This is a genomic window from Coprococcus sp. TF11-13, from assembly GCF_003481085.1.
In the GTDB taxonomy this organism is placed as follows: domain Bacteria; phylum Bacillota; class Clostridia; order Lachnospirales; family Lachnospiraceae; genus Coprococcus; species Coprococcus aceti.
In genome coordinates, this window is the sequence record NZ_QUKK01000001.1 from 551992 (window position 1) to 568963 (window position 16972).

Consider the following 16972-nt stretch of genomic DNA (forward strand, 5'->3'; position numbering starts at 1 on the left):
TTTTGACGTGCAACCCGGACATATAACTATAACATTGTTAGGTAGCAAGGGAGACTTTTATGAAAGCGTACAGTGAATTATCAAAAGAAGAGTTAATGGAACTTAGAGAGCAGCTGCTTGCGGCATATGAGGAGAAGAAGGCTCTTGGCCTGAACCTTGATATGTCAAGAGGAAAGCCATCACCAACCCAGCTTGGAGTATCTGTTGGTCTTATGGATGTTATCAACAGTGATTCTGATATGAAGTCAGAGTGTGGCATAGACTGCAGAAACTATGGGTGCCTTGATGGAATCCCAGAGGTCAAGAGACTTATGGCTGAGATGATGGGAACCACTGAGGATCATATCTTCATCGGTGGTAACGCAAGTCTTACTCTTATGTTTGACACTGTATCAAGAGCATATACACATGGAATAATGGGAGAGACACCTTGGTGCAAGCTTGACAAGGTGAAGTTCCTCTGCCCTGTTCCAGGATATGATAGACATTTTGCTATCACAGAGCATTTTGGAATAGAGATGATCAACATACCTATGTCAGAGACAGGTCCAGATATGGATATGGTTGAAGAACTTGTAAATTCAGATCCAACAGTAAAGGGTATATGGTGCGTGCCAAAGTACTCAAACCCACAGGGAATCTGCTACAGCGATGAGACAGTAAGAAGATTTGCAAATCTCAAGCCTGCGGCTAAGGACTTCAGGATCTTCTGGGACAATGCCTATGTCATCCATCATCTGTACGAGGACAATCAGGTAGAGATACTTGATATCATCGGGGAGTGTGAGAAGGCAGGCAATCCTGATATGGTATTTGAGTTTGCTTCAACATCAAAGGTAAGCTTCCCTGGTTCAGGAGTTTCAGCTATGGCTACATCACATGCAAATCTTGAGGATGCCAAGAAGCATTACACAATACAGACCATAGGAAACGATAAGGTAAATCAGCTCAGACATGCAAGATACTTCAAGAACCTTGACGGACTCAAGGAACATATGAAGAAGCATGCAGATTTCATGAGACCAAAGTTTGAGGCAACTCTCAAAGTCCTTGAGGAGGAGCTTGATGGACTTGGAATTGGTTCATGGATCAAGCCTCTCGGCGGATATTTCATATCATTTGACGCCATGGAGGGCTGTGCAAAGGAGATAGTTGCAAAGTGCAAGGAGGCTGGAGTTATTCTCACAGGTGCAGGAGCAACATTCCCATACCACAACGATCCAAAGGACAGCAACATCAGGATCGCACCTTCATTCCCTACACCGGAGGAGATGCAGCAGGCAACAGAGATATTTGTTCTCTGTGTAAAGCTTGTAAGTGTTCAGAAACTGCTTGAGGTGTAAAAGGCGACTTCTGTGCAACGACTCCGCGGGCTATATCAATTAAAGAAATACAATTAAAAAAAGTAATAATGGTCAAAAAAGATCTCATTCATATGGATGGGATCTTTTTTTGTGCGGCCATTCACATTATGACTGTTTGACCGATTTTGTGATTATTCAGTCAATAACGATCAAACGAACAAAGAAATATGAACAGCGCAAACGGTTGAAAACTTCTGATTATACACAAAGTTACAAAATATTCATAAATTAGCCATAATTTTGGCGATTTTTCATCATTGATATATCACAATTAGGTATCTATAATCTAGAGGTGATAAGAATAGGTTTATTGTGTCGTAATCTGACATAGAGAGCAGGGAGGTGGCTGGTTGTTTAATTATTATATATACAGATCCTACTTCAATGCCAGGCACAGCTTCAACGGTGACAGGGAGAAGATGCACGGGCATTCATTTACGATCGTCACATATATAGGAATGAAGGACCAGAGTGAGGATATACCTTTCTTCAAGCTGGAGGCGATAGTTTCGGCGTTCATAGATCAGTACAGAGGCAAGTATCTGAATGAGCTTCCTGAGTTTCAGGGGTGCGAGAATACGCTCGAGACGATTGGCGATTATTTCTATGAAGAACTCAGACAAAGACTTGAGAAGAATGGAATGGAGCTTTATCAGCTTGATATATCCGAGAATCCGCTCTGCGTGTATCAGGTGTCAGACAGACTGTTGCTGCCTACTATGAATATGGATACGAGTAACAGGAATTATCAGAAGATATTTGACGACATACTGAGACTTGAGAGTATGACAGGAGCAAACAACTTACAATAGATTTTACTACAAGAGAAGGCGTGATTATATGAAGAACAGAAGAACTAAAATGAAGAGACTTACAGGAATTATAACTGCGATATGCATGGTGATCATCTTTTCGGGTGTTTCCATATTCGGGAGTCAGGCACAGACACTCTCCGATGGAAATGGCGGCAGCATGGAAGTGACAACGGATGGCGAGTACATCTATCTGGAATACAGTGGTTCGTGGACTAATTACATTCAGCAAATATTTGATATATCTGTGAATGGACAGACAGCTCCGGGGGCATTATCCAAGTTGGTTATTAACACAGGCAACAATGGCGATGGTTCATCGTTTAACGTGTTAAATGCATGGTATCAGGCAATCGACGGCGCTACTGGTTATACGACAAATACCGGCGCATCGTCATCTGGCTGGGGATATGCGGATATGTCCTGGAGTGCAAAGGTGCCAGTTAGCACATATGGAACGGATGTACGGAATATAACAATAGGCTGGAATGACAATACGGCTGAGCTTGATATAGCAGGTGACAGTTCATCATCTGAGACGACTACAGAGGCTGGAAGTGAGGCAACCACGGAGTCTGCGGATAACAGTACAGAGGAGACTACTACCGAGGAAGTTACAGAGGATACCACGGAGGCTACAGAACAGGTAACAGAGAGCACTACAGAACAGACAACCACTGAGGTCAGCACATCAGAGAAGGCAACGGAGAATGCCACAACAGAAACTGGAACTACAGAAGAGATAACAGGGCCTGTCACATCAGGACTTGTGATCGATGGATATTATGGTGAGTGGAGTCAGTATCCGTCAGCGGATATAACATACAACAGTAACAATGGTTACTCGACCCACAAGGGACAACTTGCAGTGGAGAATGGAAGACTGTATGTACACTTCTCCATGAACGATCTGTATACATCCCAGATGCAGTTCCAGTTGTGGAATATCACAGTGGATGGAAAATCATGTGTACTTAATATACTCCCTGTAAATTCCAACGGATCCATAAACTGGGGTGGACAGACCAACGGCTTTGGAGCCGGAATATACAGGAATTTCGGAGTATTTGCAGGCTATTACAATGATGTGGATGGCGATGTGGCATTTACGGTATATGATCCTGTACATACTGAGACAGGCAAGGGTGATGAGATAGAGTTCTCCATCTCACTTGACAAGTTAGCCGATTACCTTGGCATAAAGCTGGATCAGGGTGCAACCATCACTGTGTCCAACCCGAATATAGGTGCAGAGGGAGTTACCATAACCGGAACACCTACAGGCCCTTGGGCCGGTGCTGCCATAGCCCTGCTCATGGCCGTAGGCGGAGTAATAGTATATAGAAGAAAGAGAATCTAACCGGCTGAATGTTATAGCAGGATGTGAATATAAATGAGAGGAGGTGCACACCGATGATGAATATAGTTTTTGTTATAGTATTGGCACTTTGGATATATATATTGACCGTGCTGAAACGTGGAAAACTGGATTTCTGGTATTTTATAACCGGAAGCATAGGACTTTTTGTGTTCATGCTCATCAAGGTGGAGCCTGTCGTTCTTGCACCTCTTCAGAAGAGCGTGTCCGCTGTTGCTGGCATGTTCGGAGACATGACCGGTATATATGAGGGATACTTCAACAAGAATATAGTGTTCATAGCGACCGGTGACGCCAACCTGTCCATGTATATAGACTACGAGTGTTCAGGAATAGTGGAGATGCTGGCATTCCTTTCACTTCTGTGGTTCTTCCCCATGTACCATACATACGAGAAGGTGGTGCTCAGTATAGTTGGACCGGCTCTGATATTTGCGGCAAATGTACTCAGGATATTCACCATATGTCTCATTGTCCATGTGTTCGGCGGAGGTTCGTACTTCGTTGCCCACAGCATAATAGGACGTCTGGTGTTCTATGCATGTACTGTGCTTTTGTATTTCTTTGTATTTACAAAGGCTCAGATCATCAGACAGAAGGTAGGAGGTTTCAGATATGACACTGATAACACAGATCTTTCATAGCTCCATACTTTTCTGGGCGGCATGGGTCATCATACCGATCGTCATGGAGATTATACCTACTATTGGCAATTTTTTCATACTGATAAAGAAGAAACTGGTGTCGAGGAAGGAGAAGGCGATCAACTTTTCTCCGGAGATAACACTTATCATACCTGTGTATAATCAGGAACATAGCCTTCACAGATGTATAAGCTCCATAGATGCGTCAAGTTATCCTAACAGCAAGATATATATACTTGTTGTAAATAATATGAGTACGGACCGGAGCTTTGATGTATTCTGCAAATGTCAGGAGGAATTCCCAGATCTGACAATGAACTGGGTAAATTCAAAACAGGGCAAGTCTAAGGCTCTCAACCTGGGGCTTTTCAACAGCTACGGCAAATACATCATACACATAGACAGTGACGGTGTGCTCCAGAGGGATGCCATCAGGAACATGGTGACCAAATTCGAGAGGAATCCTGACATCGACTGCATGACCGGAACGATCATGACCAACCCCGAAATGGTCGATGATACCGACAGATTTGGACTCAGACTGCTTAGAAAGCTGGAGTTCTTTGAATACTGTCAGGCGTTCCTTGCTGGCAGGAATTTCCAGTCGGAGTTCAATAATATATTTACTTTATCAGGTGCTTTCTCAGCATTCAGACGATCAACCATCATGAAAACCAATATGTACAATACGGATACTGTGTGCGAGGACACCCATGTAACGTTTCAGATAAGGGATGTGCTCGGAGATAAGGTAGCTCTGTGCAGTGAAGCTATATTTTATGTTGATCCAATAGAAGATATGAACAGACTATATATACAGAGACAGAGATGGCAGAGGGGCGAGATAGAGGTTGTCCACATGTTCATGAAGAACAGGATGAACGCTGTGCGAGGATTTTTCTCTGACTTCATTGTGAGACTGGTTATGTTTGATCACACATTTGCATTCCCGCGTATGATATGGTACTTTGCGCTGATATGCCTTGGAATATTCCAGGATTATCCGTTTGCGCTCATCATAGATTCAGTCATAATCATGTATCTTTTGTATGTGTTTACCACAACACTGCTATATATATGTATAAGTCTTTTTCTGAGTCCGTTTAAACAGCTCAGAAGATATTACATGAGAAAATGGTATCTTGTATTCCTGCTTCCTCTGTACAACTTTGTCGTGTTCTGGTTCAGATTTGCAGGAATAATCAACTCCATGAAGTCTAAGGGAAGCTGGAAGATGCAGAATTTCAGCGAGGAGAGACAGACGGCATGGAGCATCATAAAGCATGACTTCCGCTGGCTTGGAAGATTGGTGTACAAGGTGACAGGAAGGAGAAAATGTCATGAGCAGGAAAGCTGAAAAGAATAAGACATATAGAGGACGAGTTGTGGCAGCTTTTGCTGTTGTTCTGTTCATGATAGCTCTGGAAACCATATACTATGGTTATCACATGAAAACCAATAGAGACAACATCTTTTCAGCGTATAAGGACGACCAGCTGCAGACGGTATCTATTCTGGCTGAGAGACTGGAAGGTTTGAGTGAGAAAGATATGGAGTCAGTCATCAATGAAGTAGTTGATGTATCCGGTTCGGAATGGGCGTTCCTTATAGAAGAGGATGATATCATGTTTATCAAGGATGCGGCAACTACGGCGGAACTGTCTAACATGACTGCATCAGGTCTGGACGAATATATGAGCGAACAAAGGGGAATAGTCAGTACGGCTTCTGTTGCCGGATCTGGTTACGTTGTCGGGATATATGCTGACAGGTCATATGTTCTTTCGTCATACGGAGTGAAAGATTTTGAATTCTATATCGTAATAGCTGTGATAGCAGCCTTCCTTGTCCTTGGCGGCATGGTTATAGAATATGCCGGCAGGATAGGACATATGGGCAGAAAGGTTCAAAGATTAGAAGATGAACTTACAGCGAGAAATGAGAAATTCGATGAATATGAGAGACTTACAGAAAGCTATGGGGAAGAGTTAAGGCAGAAGGATATTGAGCCTGCAGATAAAAAATCAGGTAGATATTACGATATGGAGGTTGTGGACTCTCTGCTCTCAAAATCGACAGATCCGGAGCTTTATCCGATCACTTTCTTGTTCATAAGTGTTCAGATGGGAGATCGTTATTTTTCAAGAGATGAGATATTCGGGATAATGGATTTCATAAAGGGCTGCATGGGATCTAATCATGTGACCGCAGAAATGTCAAAGGGCAATTTTGTTGTGCTTATGTATATGACAGATATGTCAACGGCTGAACAGATACGTGATAAGATGCTTGAAAGCTGGAAAAGAACCTCAGCAAATGAAGCGGGGGCCGAGATTAGAACAGAACTCAGAGCTGTCACAGACGGCGATGATCCGAGAAAAGTATTCTACGGGGAGGAGATGAACAGATGAGATTCAGACAATACAAATTCAAATTCTACCTCAATGCCAGACATGGAATATATAAAAATGGAGTACTTGGGGAGGTACATCCTCACACCTGGGAGATCGTCATAAATGTTGTCAAGGGAAGAGATGAGACTGTAAAGTTCCATCATCTGGAGCACAGAGTTGAAGAATTTCTGAGCAGATATCAGGACAAGACTTTGAATGAGATTGCACCATTTGATATGATAAATCCCACACTTGAGAATATGTGTGAGTATTTCAAAGATGAGCTGACCGAAATACTCAACAGAAACGGCTGGATATTCCTGATGATGGAGATGAGTGAGTCACCGTCCATGTCATATGTGGTTAGTCTCATTGATGACAGCTACACCGAAGAGATGCAGACCATCAATTCTCTGGCGGACAGGATATTGAAAGAAATAAAGCAGAGCCGTGATGAGACTATAGACAGGATTTATAGCGATATGTATAATAAATAAAATAGTTGACAAAATGATCGGTATGTTTTAACATAACGGTGTTATTAAACGTAACACTGTTATGTTATTTTATATTATAATTAAATGGGTGAGGATTATGGCAAAGAAAATACAACATGACAGCGAGACGAGGAAAGAGCTTCTAAAGTGTGCCAAGAAAGAATTCATGGACAAAGGCTTTATGGGTGCTTCACTCAGAAACATATGTCAAAAGGCAGGAGTAACAACCGGAGCACTGTATTTCTTTTTCAAGGACAAGGATGATCTGTTCTGTAATGTTGTTGGACACATGCTGGACAGCCTCAATGCTGCATTGACTGAACATTTTTCATTTGAAGTTGATGAGATGAACAACGGCATGGCATCAGACCACAATGAGGGCAGTGATTTTGAGTCGGCCAGAAATATTGTGCATGAGCTGTATAAACATAGAGATGAAGTACTTCTCGTGCTTACGAAGTCACAGGGTTCCAGCATGGAGAGCATGCCAGACAACGTGGTTGATCAGATGGATGCACATAATACATTTATATGTGAGGCAATGTGTAAGGCTTACGGAACACCGATGGTTGAGAGAAATGTTGTTCACTGGATGTCACATTCCCAGATCGACATGTTCGTATTTATGGTGACACATATTGACAATGAGAAGGATGCCTTGAAGTTCGTTGAGACAGGTATGAAATATCTGATCTCAGGCTGGTATGGCCTGGTTAAGCCGTGGCAGGATTCAGAATAAGATTTGACCGGAATAGAAAATTGAAAACAGTAAAATGAAAAATGTGGTACAGGGGAATCAAATTCCCATTATGTCTTATTACAGGTCTTCCGAATTACTGGGAAGACCTAAAAAAAGGCTTAAACCATAACAGCGTTATGTATGCAAATGAACATTTGAATAGCTACTAAAGTGTAATGGATTGCTATAAAAAATAAAGTAAATGAAAATTAGAACAACGAGGATATCATAAAGGAGGAAAAATTATGTATTTGGAAGTATCAGGAGTAAAGAAGAGCTACGGAGAGGGTGGAAGTTATGTTCAGGTACTCAAGGGTATAAACACGGGTGTTGAAAAAGGACAGATGTGTGTTATACAGGGAACGTCAGGTTCAGGCAAGTCAACACTTCTGAACTGTATAGGTGGTCTTGACACCATGGATTCAGGTTCGATAAAGGTTGACGGAACAGAGATATTTGGTATGACCAACGACCAGCTTTCGGACTACAGACGTGATAATCTGGGATTTATATTTCAGTTTTATAACCTTGTTCCAAACCTCACTGTGAGGGAGAACATACAGGTGTGTGAGTATCTGACAGATAATCCGCTTCCTATGGATGACTTGATCGAGACACTGGGACTTACGGAGCATCAGAACAAGTTCCCTTCACAGCTCTCAGGTGGACAGCAGCAGAGATGCGCCATAGCGAGAGCACTTGTGAAGAATCCAAAGCTTCTCCTCTGTGATGAACCTACGGGTGCACTTGATTCAAAAACATCCAGAGATATACTTGTTCTTCTCGAAGAGATAAATGTGAAGTATGGGACAACCATGCTGATAGTAACCCACAACAATTCCATCAAGAACATGGTGCACAAGGTCATATTCATAAAGGATGGTCTTATAAGCAAAGAGTATGAGAACGAAGTGAGAGTTCCAGCGGCAGAATTGGAGGACTTGTAATATGCAAAAGGTACTTAGAAAAAGGGTTCTGAGGGATCTGAAGGAGAATGTGTTCAGATACATAGCACTTGCATTTCTTATAATTATGGGAATGTATGTAATAATTTCTCTCATCGGTGCGGGCTTCTCGATTATCGATGGCGGTGCTGAGCATGACAATGCAAATAAGATAGAGGCTGGGCAGTTTACCGTATTTGTCCCTCTGAGTGATGACGAGATAGAAACTTTGAACGATGCGGGCGCAGATGTTGAGCGGATGTTTTATGAGGATTACGATGTTATGGATGGCAAGACTCTCAGGGTATTTGCCAATAGGGAGAATATAGACCTTGTTGAATGTGATGAGGGAAGTCTTGCGGAGACTGATGATGAGATAGTTGTTGAGAAGAGATTCAGTCAGGTAAATGATATTTCTGTCGGAGATACAATACAGATAGCCGGAAATGATTTCAAGGTGACAGGAATAGGAACATCACCTGATTACAATGCTCTTTTCAAAGAAATGTCAGATACAGTTGTAGACAGCAAGGCGTTTGGAACAGTATTCGTTACAGAGGGGGCATATGATAAACTTCATGCAACAGGCAAGAGTGTCAAGACAGAGACATATCTTTATGCGTTCAGACTCAAGGGTAAGACCACCTGTGATGACGTGAAGGATGCCCTTGAAGACATCAAGGTCGACACAGACAGCATAGATGATGAGTATTTCCAGGAGTATTGGGATAGAACAGGTGCAGCCATAAATGACTTCAAGGATGGCATAAAGGATCTTAAGTCAGGCGCAAATGAACTTGCAGATGGACTTGGAGAACTCACTGATAACAACAGGGAGCTCAACAATGCGGCACAGAAGCTGTTTGACGCATACCTTGAACAGGCGTCATCATCTCTCTCAGCGTATGGTTTGGATACAGAGCTCACAGAGGATAATTACAATGACGAGATGACTAAGATTGCCGACAGTCAGGGTGGAATCGTGGCTATGAGTGTCAAGAGTGCCATGAGCGATATTGACAGCATAAAGGTATTCAAGGACGGCATAAAAGAATACACAGATGGAACTATGGATGCAAAGGATGGCTCTGATGAGCTTGCAGATGGAATGGCAGAACTCAAGAAGGAGACTGATTCATTCCTCAAGGATTACGACACAGATCTTGCAAATATTACATCATTTGTGACAAGTGATGATAATCCGAGAACAGGCGGAGCCGCTGATGACCAACAGATCAATGTACAGGCGGGATATTTCTTCGGAGTGCTTCTCATGCTCCTGTTCACATATGTCATATCGGTATTCGTTGTACATGGAATAGAGAAGGAGAGCAGCGTCATAGGTGCGCTCTATGCCATGGGTGTCAAGAGAAGAGATCTTATGATGCACTATCTGACACTTCCAGTCATAGTCACAACAGTTGCTGGTATAATCGGTTTTCTTATAGGAATAAGCAATGTGGGAATCCCTGTGCAGATGGCAGATGCATATGCGTATTATTCAATTCCTGCTATGGATGTGAAGATCCCGCCGATTCTTATAGTGTATGGTATCGTGATGCCGCCACTGGCAGCGATAGTTGTGAACTACTTCGTTATCAGAAAGAAGCTCTCACAGACAGCTCTTTCACTTATAAAGAATGAGATCAAGCAGCCGAAGGGCAGCAATGTCGATCTCGGAGACATGGGATTTGTCGGAAGATTCAGAGTCAGACAGATGCTCAGAGAGATGAGAACAGGGTTGACCGTTGTGATTGGAATGTTTATAGCCCTCATATGCCTGATGTTAAGTCTTAACACTGCAACTTTCTGTTCAAAGGTCAAGAAGCAGAATGTGGAGGATACCCACTATGAATATATGTATACATATAAGTATCCTACAGAGAATCCCCCTGAGGGCGGTGAGGCAGCGTATGCTAAGACTTTGAAGAAAGAGGTATATGGTTACAACTGGGATGTGACAGTTCTTGGACTTTCAAAGAATACTAAGTATTTTGATGTTGACCTTAAGAATGGCAAGAACAGGGTTGCCATATCATCATCATTTGCTGAGAAATATGGTTATGGTGTGGGTGACGAAATCGTGCTCCACGACGAGGAGAATGATATAGATTATGGTTTTACAGTGGACAGCGTGACACAATATACTCCGGCATTTTATGTTTTCATGACTATAGATGATGCAAGGGAGCTGTTCGGAGCTGGAAGTGATGAGTACAATGTAGTATTTTCAGACAAGGATCTGGAGGTTGATCCTGCAAGACTTTACGCAACCACAACAAAGGCCGATATAGAGTCGGCTGCTGGAATATTTGCAGATCAGATGAGAAGTATGGTTATTATGATAGTTATTATCTCGACACTTATATTCGTAGTGGTAATGTATTTGATGATGAAGGTTATGATTGACAGATCAGCATTCTCGATTTCATTGATAAAGGTGTTTGGTTTCAGGACGAAGGAGATCAGAAAGCTATATCTGGATGGCAATTTCTCCATAATCGCAATCGGAGCAGCCATATGCCTGCCACTTGCAAAGCTTATAATGAGTGCAGTGTATCCTTCTCTGGTGTCAAATGTAAACTGCGGCGTCAAGCTGACATTTGCCCCATGGCTCTGGGCTGTGCTTTACGGCGGAATACTTGTCCTGTATTTCATAATCAACAGAGTTCTTGTTGGCAGGCTGAACAAGATAGTGCCGGCTGAGGTGCTGAAGAACAGAGAGTAAAGATAGTGGCAGTATGAAATAAAAGTACCTTAAAATAATATATGATTGCGGAGGCGGTATAAATAATCGTCTCCGTTATTTTGTGTGCAAAATTTGTCTGAAAAGCGGATAGGTATTGTGATTGTTGGCGGGACTATACGGGATATATACGCGTTTTTTCTTGCACAATGTGCAGTTTATATTGTAAAATCATATATGATATGCAAAAAAGTAATAGGAAAAGAGAAGTACAGATATGGAGAAATTACTTAAGATCATTGCCGATGTGAATTCATCGGTGAACAATTTTATATGGGGAGTGCCATCCATGATATGTATCGTGGGCGTGGGACTGTGGCTTCTCATAAGAAACAGGGGGGTTCAGTTTACAAAGTTTGGATACGCGTTCAAGCATACGTTTGGAAGGATATTCAACAAGAAGGAGACTTCAGATGGTGCCATCAGTCCTTTTCAGGCCATGTGTACGGCGTTGGCGGGAACGGTTGGAACGGGAAATATAGCCGGTGTTGCTGGAGCCATCGCCATAGGCGGTCCTGGTGCGGTATTCTGGATGTGGATCTCAGCACTTCTCGGAATGGGAACAAAGTTTGCAGAGGTCGTACTTGCAGTGTTCTACCGTGAGAAGGATGTGAATGGTGACTGGGTCGGCGGACCAATGTATTACATCAAGAATGGCCTAGGCAAGAATGCTTACTTCCTGGCTATAGCATATTCAGTCCTCGGTATACTCACAGTGTTCGGAACAGGAAATGCAACACAGGTCAATACCATCACAACAGCTATAGATTCAGCACTTTTTAATTATAATCTGGCTGACAAGAGCAATACATTTACAATCAATCTTGTGATAGGAATCATAATAGCTATTCTTGTTGGTCTCATACTTATAGGAGGAATCAAGAGAATAGGAAGCGTGACAGAGAAGCTGGTGCCATTCATGGCTGCTATGTATATCATCATGGCTATAATTCTTGTAATAATCAATATCAAGAGTGTGCCGGGAGTGTTCGCTTCTATATTTGAAGGTGCATTCAATCCGAAGTCCGTGACCGGTGGAATAGTTGGAAGTCTGTTCCTCAGCATGAGAAAGGGTGTATCGAGAGGTATTTTCTCCAATGAGGCAGGTCTTGGTACAGGATCCATAGCCCATGCATGTTCTGATGTAAAGCATCCGGTGCAGCAGGGACTCTGGGGAATATTCGAGGTATTTATCGATACTATAGTTATATGTACGCTTACGGCACTAGTAATACTGTGCAGTGGAACTGAGGTAGCCTACGGACAGGCTGCAGGAGCCGATCTCACGATCAACGGCTTTGTTGCAACCTACGGCAACTGGATATCGATATTCACAGCGGTGGCTTTGTGCTGTTTCGCGTTCTCAACCATACTCGGATGGGGGCTTTACGGTTCAAGATGTGTCGGATTCCTGTTTGGAAGTAAGCTTATCAAGCCGTTCATGGTTGTGTATGCATTTGTCGCAATCATCGGTGCGACCATGGATCTCGGACTTCTCTGGGATATAGCGGACACCTTCAACGGACTTATGATCATACCTAACCTGATCGCAGTATTCATGCTGTCAGGTACAGTTGTGAAGCTTACCCGTGAGTATTTTCAGGATGGACCGGGCAAGTTTGGGGTTGAGACCGGCAAAGAGAACTGATAAATGAAAGGGACTTTTATATGGAAGAAATATCAAGTGAGATTTCTAACAAGTATGCGATACTTATCGATTCAGAGAATGTATCGGCAAAATATATTGAGAGTATATTTGATGAGCTGTCAAGGCTCGGCTCAATAACGGTGCGGAAGATATATGGGGATTGGTCAAAGAATAACAATGGCTGGGACAAGGATTGTCTGCTGTCATATTCTATACAGCCTGTACAGCAGTTTTCATACACGGCGGGAAAGAATTCAACGGATTCGGCCATGATAATAGATGCGATGGATCTTCTCTATACGAGCAATATAGATGGATTCTGTCTGGTGACAAGCGACAGCGATTTCACTAGGCTTGCATCAAGACTCAGGGAGGCTGGCAAGCAGGTCATCGGAATGGGAGAACGCAAGACTCCGAAAGCGTTCGTGAGTGCGTGTACAAGCTTCAAGATCCTTGATTCACTGGTGACAGAGGATCTCAACAAGCCGGCATCGAAGAATGCCATGCTTGAGGCTGCGGCTGTGGACGAGTCATATATCACAAGCATAAGGGACATAAAGAAGACGGTTTACAATATAATAGATGAGAACGATGACAAGGATAAGAAGACTCATATGGGTGAGATCGGAAGCCGCCTTGTGAACAAATATCCTGACTTTGACGTGAGAAATTATGGATATTCCAAGCTGTCAACATTCCTCAGTGAGGAGTTTGACGATCTGGATATAGACAGCGGCAGGCAGAAATTTGTGTCCATCAAGAACCATATCGATCCTAAGAGTGCTGTCAAGCTGCGCATAGTGAGACTTCTCACGGAGAATTCTGACACTATGTACAATATGGGACTGCTGAATACAGAACTTAAGAATATTATACCCGGCTTCAGCATAAAGAAATATGGATACAGTAAGTTTTCAAGCTTTCTCAAAAGCTTCGGTTGTTTTGAGATCGTGGGAGACAGGGTAAAATTGACAGATAAGTAGAAAGTGTTTAATGCTTAAATATGTCAAAATTTAGAAAAAATGCCAAATAAATTAACGCTTTTTGTTGAAAATCAATAAGAATAGTGATAAATTGAAAATGTGAGTTTTCAGGTACAGAAAATTCACTATGGGGGAAGAAGTGTACGTGCATATTAAGGAGAGGCATAATCTATGATACTTATTGATACTCAAAAAGAGGAGTTTAGCAAATTAAAAGACATACGTGTTTTTGGACGTATAAGTCATGAGAACAGATTCAACAAGAATCTGCTCGTAATAGGTCTTGGGGGACTTGGAGGCAGGACCGTTTGCGCGCTTAAGGGTATGCTGATGGATAACATCACACCCGAGGATAACATTAATTTCCTCATGATAGATTCAGATATAGCAGAGATGGAGGCTACCATAGATGATAGCAAGGAGGGTGTCGGTTTCAATGCCCTTGAGGTTATCAGTATATACAGACCGGATATTGAGAATGTTCTGGAGAATGGAATCCAGAAGAATCCGATCCATGAGAATCTTGCAAACTGGATGGATCCTGAATTCCCGGCTATCACGATAGGAAGAGACGGAGCAAAGGGGAACAGACAGATTGGACGTCTGATGTTCTCGAATGCATATACGGATGTCAGAATGCTCCTTTTTGACAAGCTTCAGGATGTATACGACAAGACGACGGAGGGAACAGTCGATGTTCTGATCGTATCCGGAATCGCCGGAGGAACCGGAAGTGGAATCCTTTCAGATGTCGCATATAACATACGTGCGTATGGCAAGGCGAAGAAGTGGAACAATCTGAGGATTGGCGGTTGCCTGCTCACACCGGATGTACTGTTCGGCCATAAGGCTGTATATGAAGATACAGAGCTTGTGGCGAGACTCAATGCAAATGGATGTGCGACCCTCAAGGAAGTTGATTATTATATGAAGCTCTCCGAGAAGGATGACAACTATACATTTATCAGTAAGAAAAACAAGATGGTCATCAGGGAGAATCTCTTTGATGCCTGCATGCTTGTATCAGGTAGAAAGGACGAACAGGGCTACATACCTGAGGGATACATCACAAGGGATACAGCAAGCTTCCTCTACAGGCTAGCCAGCAACAAGTTCATTGGCAACAATGACGTGGAGAACGACAGGAAGCTTCTCAGGGATGTATTTTTTGAGAATGAGGGATATTCCATCACGAACTGGAAGATGGAGCACAGTGATGAGAATATCAAGAAGTCAAACTGCTATTACAAGGTAGTAAGCGAGGCTGACTACCATATTCCTATCAAAGAGATAGAGAATATGTGTGAGAATGATCTGTTTTCCCAGGCATATAAGGGATTGTTCAGATCTCCGTTCAAGGAGGGCAATGCCGAGGAGGATATCAAGAATGTACTCGCAGAGCTCACTGTATTCTTGCAGGAGGAGCAGGGTGAGGATATCAAACTTGCCGTGAACGGTCTCATACAGTACGGCCAGATCACCAAGCCTACATATAAGATGATAAAGAAGAATACGGACGGTCTTCGAGAGGGCTTTGCCAGGAAGATGGAGAACTTTGAGAAGGAACTTCCGGTTATCATAAAGTCGATGAAGAACAAGCTTTGGAGTTCACTTGATGATGTGATATCCAAATATATGAATGAGTTTGGCCCATATGGCGCAATAGATGTCATAGGTGCACCGAGTGCCGGTGTAACAGATTCCACAAAGGGTATGATGGCTGAAGTCAGAAAGCTTGAGAAGATGATGAAGGATTATACACCGTCGGGTGAATATACCAGAATCATTGATTCCATCAAGACAATTGTTGCGAAGAGATTCTTCACTTTCCCTTCAGCGAAGAGGGAGACTGAGAATGGTTATTTCGATGCATGCATCAAGGAAGCACTTGCTGCGGAGAGAACAAAGCTTATAGATGAACTCGATGCACAGGATCTGTTTGGAGATACACTTAGATGGCTTCAGCAGAGGGCAGAGAGACTTGACGAGATATATTCACAGTTTGGAGAGGATCTGAAGAATTCCATCGAGGATCTTGCGAATAACGGTGATAAGGCTGTTGGCAATATACTCAAGAAAGCCAAGAGACATGAATTCCTTCCGACTGATTATGTCACATCCAGAAGGATAAAAGAGATGGAGACAGGGATCATCAAGCTCATGCTGGACAACGAGTCCAATATAGACAGTGGAAGAGTTGTTCCTGTCAAGGATGAGATGGAGAAGATATACAGAGAGCTGTTTTCTGGTGTCGGAGCATATGGTCCTGAGAAGATGTTCACAGTGGCATTTGCTGATAAGAAGCTCACGGAGCAGGATCTCAACGTTATGTACGGATCTCCGATCAACGACAGGAGAACATCCATCATGGAGGAGGCTGCCAGGGCGTTTGTGGATGATATATCAGAGGAACAGCCTCTGTGTGTTCTTGCTGACGGATATAAGGAGAAGCTTCTTGCAAAGAAATATATATCGGTTCCAAATGTGATGCCGTATTTCAGCAAGGCAGTCAAAGCTATACTGATGGCTCCACCTTACAATGAGAAGGAGGATTCAATAACGCTCAATCCGGGTGAGATAGAGATCTCGATCGATGATATATTTGTCGGTGTTCCGGTATCCATGATGCAGTGTGCGATGGAGATGCAGATGGCTTACAATGCAGTATATGATTACAAGGGACTTCATATTGATGAGGTGAACAAGGATATGAAGAGCTTCCCTGATTTTGTCACAATATAGGTTAGTTTATACAGCCCTTTAATATGCGAGTATTAAGGGGCTGTATTGTTGTTATGACCATGGCGTATTTTGTAGAAAGAGA

Annotated in this window: 13 protein-coding genes; all 13 read left to right on the forward strand. The window is 42.8% G+C overall.

What is annotated here, in order from left to right:
• The first annotated feature begins 59 nt into the window (after window positions 1-59).
• The 13 genes from DXD11_RS02430 to DXD11_RS02490 all read left to right on the forward strand — a co-directional run bounded on the left by DXD11_RS02430 (window position 60) and on the right by DXD11_RS02490 (window position 16890).
• Window positions 60-1343 carry an aminotransferase class I/II-fold pyridoxal phosphate-dependent enzyme gene (locus DXD11_RS02430; RefSeq protein WP_117548867.1) on the forward strand — a complete coding sequence of 428 codons (1284 nt, stop codon included), beginning with the start codon at window positions 60-62 and terminating at the stop codon, window positions 1341-1343.
• A 371-nt stretch (window positions 1344-1714) separates the two neighbouring features.
• Complete coding sequence (locus tag DXD11_RS02435; RefSeq protein WP_117548868.1) at window positions 1715-2176, forward strand: 6-carboxytetrahydropterin synthase; 462 nt, start codon at window positions 1715-1717, stop codon at window positions 2174-2176.
• 28 nt (window positions 2177-2204) lie between these two features.
• On the forward strand, window positions 2205-3536 hold the full coding sequence (locus DXD11_RS02440; protein ID WP_118016577.1) for a Firmicu-CTERM sorting domain-containing protein: 1332 nt from the start codon (window positions 2205-2207) through the stop codon (window positions 3534-3536).
• 53 nt (window positions 3537-3589) lie between these two features.
• A complete protein-coding gene (gene xrtG / locus DXD11_RS02445; RefSeq protein WP_117548870.1) occupies window positions 3590-4198 on the forward strand; it encodes an exosortase family protein XrtG in 609 nt (202 codons plus the stop codon).
• Window positions 4170-5555, forward strand: a complete 1386-nt coding sequence (locus DXD11_RS02450; RefSeq protein ID WP_117548871.1) for a TIGR03111 family XrtG-associated glycosyltransferase — start codon at window positions 4170-4172, stop codon at window positions 5553-5555. The genes xrtG and DXD11_RS02450 overlap by 29 nt, the downstream gene beginning before the upstream one ends.
• The gene (locus DXD11_RS02455; RefSeq protein WP_118016576.1) at window positions 5539-6609 is read left to right on the forward strand and encodes a hypothetical protein; all 1071 of its coding nucleotides are present in this window, start codon (window positions 5539-5541) and stop codon (window positions 6607-6609) included. Before DXD11_RS02450 ends, DXD11_RS02455 begins: the two co-directional genes overlap by 17 nt.
• On the forward strand, window positions 6606-7088 hold the full coding sequence (locus DXD11_RS02460) for a 6-carboxytetrahydropterin synthase (RefSeq protein ID WP_118016575.1): 483 nt from the start codon (window positions 6606-6608) through the stop codon (window positions 7086-7088). The genes DXD11_RS02455 and DXD11_RS02460 overlap by 4 nt, the downstream gene beginning before the upstream one ends.
• Window positions 7089-7185: 97 nt before the next feature.
• Window positions 7186-7827 carry a TetR/AcrR family transcriptional regulator gene (locus tag DXD11_RS02465; protein ID WP_158564563.1) on the forward strand — a complete coding sequence of 214 codons (642 nt, stop codon included), beginning with the start codon at window positions 7186-7188 and terminating at the stop codon, window positions 7825-7827.
• A 245-nt stretch (window positions 7828-8072) separates the two neighbouring features.
• Window positions 8073-8774, forward strand: coding sequence for an ABC transporter ATP-binding protein (locus DXD11_RS02470; protein ID WP_118757714.1), 702 nt, complete (start codon window positions 8073-8075; stop codon window positions 8772-8774).
• Between the two features lies 1 nt (window position 8775).
• Window positions 8776-11499, forward strand: coding sequence for an FtsX-like permease family protein (locus DXD11_RS02475; RefSeq protein ID WP_118757715.1), 2724 nt, complete (start codon window positions 8776-8778; stop codon window positions 11497-11499).
• A gap of 235 nt (window positions 11500-11734) precedes the next feature.
• A complete protein-coding gene (locus tag DXD11_RS02480; protein ID WP_055279926.1) occupies window positions 11735-13165 on the forward strand; it encodes an alanine/glycine:cation symporter family protein in 1431 nt (476 codons plus the stop codon).
• Between the two features lie 20 nt (window positions 13166-13185).
• Window positions 13186-14148: an NYN domain-containing protein gene (locus DXD11_RS02485; protein ID WP_022216373.1), complete on the forward strand. Its 963-nt coding sequence runs from the start codon at window positions 13186-13188 to the stop codon at window positions 14146-14148.
• 171 nt (window positions 14149-14319) lie between these two features.
• Complete coding sequence (locus DXD11_RS02490) at window positions 14320-16890, forward strand: tubulin-like doman-containing protein (RefSeq protein WP_118016571.1); 2571 nt, start codon at window positions 14320-14322, stop codon at window positions 16888-16890.
• Window positions 16891-16972 lie beyond the last annotated feature (82 nt).

Bases quoted from the DNA above. Each gene is read 5' to 3' on its own strand.
- DXD11_RS02430 (WP_117548867.1), top strand. From the start codon at position 60: ATGAAAGCGTACAGTGAATTATCAAAAGAAGAGTTAATGGAACTTAGA.
- DXD11_RS02440 (WP_118016577.1), top strand. From the start codon at position 2,205: ATGAAGAACAGAAGAACTAAAATGAAGAGACTTACAGGAATTATAACT.
- xrtG (WP_117548870.1), top strand. From the start codon at position 3,590: ATGATGAATATAGTTTTTGTTATAGTATTGGCACTTTGGATATATATA.
- DXD11_RS02450 (WP_117548871.1), top strand. From the start codon at position 4,170: ATGACACTGATAACACAGATCTTTCATAGCTCCATACTTTTCTGGGCG.
- DXD11_RS02455 (WP_118016576.1), top strand. From the start codon at position 5,539: ATGAGCAGGAAAGCTGAAAAGAATAAGACATATAGAGGACGAGTTGTG.
- DXD11_RS02460 (WP_118016575.1), top strand. From the start codon at position 6,606: ATGAGATTCAGACAATACAAATTCAAATTCTACCTCAATGCCAGACAT.
- DXD11_RS02465 (WP_158564563.1), top strand. From the start codon at position 7,186: ATGGCAAAGAAAATACAACATGACAGCGAGACGAGGAAAGAGCTTCTA.
- DXD11_RS02470 (WP_118757714.1), top strand. From the start codon at position 8,073: ATGTATTTGGAAGTATCAGGAGTAAAGAAGAGCTACGGAGAGGGTGGA.
- DXD11_RS02475 (WP_118757715.1), top strand. From the start codon at position 8,776: ATGCAAAAGGTACTTAGAAAAAGGGTTCTGAGGGATCTGAAGGAGAAT.
- DXD11_RS02480 (WP_055279926.1), top strand. From the start codon at position 11,735: ATGGAGAAATTACTTAAGATCATTGCCGATGTGAATTCATCGGTGAAC.
- DXD11_RS02485 (WP_022216373.1), top strand. From the start codon at position 13,186: ATGGAAGAAATATCAAGTGAGATTTCTAACAAGTATGCGATACTTATC.
- DXD11_RS02490 (WP_118016571.1), top strand. From the start codon at position 14,320: ATGATACTTATTGATACTCAAAAAGAGGAGTTTAGCAAATTAAAAGAC.